The sequence below is a fragment of the Rhodococcus sp. C3V genome (genome assembly GCF_029269915.1).
GTDB lineage: Bacteria > Actinomycetota > Actinomycetes > Mycobacteriales > Mycobacteriaceae > Rhodococcus_F > Rhodococcus_F qingshengii.
In genome coordinates this window covers 1-1,910 of the sequence record NZ_JARJBE010000043.1, presented here as the reverse complement: position 1 = coordinate 1,910, position 1,910 = coordinate 1, and the positions used below count along the sequence as shown (strand labels likewise).

Genomic DNA, 1,910 nt, shown 5'->3' with positions numbered 1-1,910 from the left:
CAGCAGGTTTCACATCTTCACTGCGAGAGGCACGGCACTACCGGATCAAGCCGTACACCCCGAAACACAATGGGAAGGTCGAGCGCTACAACCGTATCCTCGCCGAAGAACTGCTGCACTCCCGCGAGTACACCAGCGAAGCCGAGCGGCGCACCGCCGTCGAAATCTGGAATGTTCACTACAATTACCACCGACCGCATTCAACACGCGGAGGACGACCGCCCGCCGCTTACCGCCGGCACCGCGTAACTAACGTCCGCGCCTCGTACACCTAGAGGTCGAAAACCTCTACAGGTTGCGTAAACTCAGACCCCAATCCTGATCGACAATGCTGGTAGCGGCGTAGCGCGGCGCATTCATCCGGGCCAGCCTGCAGCCCACGGGCGTTCAGCTTCACCCACGACAACCACAACACACTCATGCGTCCCCGAGCAATCACGTCGAGATCGTCCTGGTCTGGCGACCATTCCTGACAGTGCGACAAGGCACCGCCGATCTCCACGTTCGACGCCACCGGACTCGTCGACAGTTGTCGTCGCCGTGCACGACATACAGTCAGTTTCGTGTCCCCCTCTTCGAAGTCGAAAACGCGCAAGCGTCCGAGCAGCACGAGCGTCTCCCACTCGCGCCTGCCCAGTTTCCCGAGCTAAACGGCATGTTCTACAACGCCGATCCGGCCGAATACCTGAAGATGAGAATCGAATCGCTCTCGCTCATGCTGTGCGGCGATGACGCCCTGCGGCCGGCATTCTCCTCGACCCGCCAGATCGGAGTCGTCACACTCGAAGCAGCAGATACTCCGAGTGCTGCCGCGCGGCGCAGATTCGTTGCCTCTGAAGCGAACCTTATCGTTCACCACGCAGCCGAGACCCTGCTACGCATGTTCTATGCACACGTCGAACAAGAAGACTGCCCGTGGCTCGGGATCGCCTCCTCCGTCAACTTCACCGAGTTCAAACAAAAACTCGACCACGGACTCGAGAGTGGCTTCGACCGGGAGAAGATCGCGCAGGTCTTCCTGGGCGGTGTGCCCGTAGCCGACTCCCAAATCCACGTCACCGAAACCGATTTCAATGAAGGTATCGATGCGGTTTCCTTGCTGCTGACATATGCGGCGCAGCGTTATCTGGCGGAATCGTTTGTCTACAACGCCGCCAAGCACGGGCTGAGTAACGTCATGGTCGACAACGCATCCCTCGGCGTCGAGACCGAAGGCCAGGGGCCGCTTCAACTCCACCAAGGGCAACTGCAAACCTACCTTCACAAAAACCGATTTCCGGGTGCCAAAAACGAACCCAGGCAATGGTTCATGAGCGCCACCGGCACACTGCCAGACCAGGACTTGGCGGTATCGCTGCTCATCGCCCGCGCCATCGACTCCCTGTGGAACTGCGCTCGACGCAAATACCTGGCGTCGCCGGGCCAGATCGTCCTTCTCAATGCCGAAGACGTCGCGGTCGCCATCTACGGGCCCGTACGGCACTCACTGAACGTCGTACGGACATTCACCTACGAACTTCCGAAACGATCACCTGACGGTTCGATCCCAGAAACACAACTCACCTTCGTCAATCAACAGATACCCGGCGAGTGGTCACCTGAGAGCGGAGACGACGTTCGGCCAGTCCGACGAATCAACCTGCTTGTTCGGCAACGTGATCGCCGAATCCACTCGACCAGCAGACGCCACCTGCTCCCCTTCTCCCCCAACGGCATTCAGCAGGTCTAGAGGAATGGCCCGTGCGCATCTCGCTCATGGTCTTACCCCGCACGTCTGGATTTGCGGTCGTTGCGCCACGGGCCGTGCCACCTCCCGTACCTGTCCTCATGGACTACCTTCTCGCTCAGATCCGTGGGGTCTATCTCGCCAACGGTGTTTCGGCCAGTTTCCATCAGTATGTTTCCGATCC

2 protein-coding genes are annotated in these 1,910 nt (G+C 59.5%); both read left to right on the top strand.

The features are described from left to right. Positions 1–275 (top strand): integrase core domain-containing protein (locus P3G66_RS31675; RefSeq protein ID WP_276117869.1); only part of this gene is annotated, 275 nt, incomplete at its 5' end. Between the two features lie 380 nt (positions 276–655). Next, positions 656–1,729, top strand: a complete 1,074-nt coding sequence (locus tag P3G66_RS31670; RefSeq protein ID WP_276117868.1) for a hypothetical protein — start codon at positions 656–658, stop codon at positions 1,727–1,729. Positions 1,730–1,910: the final 181 nt, after the last annotated feature.

What these genes read in the sequence shown, in the direction of transcription:
- P3G66_RS31670 (WP_276117868.1), top strand. Translation starts at nt 656, where the DNA reads ATGTTCTACAACGCCGATCCGGCCGAATACCTGAAGATGAGAATCGAA.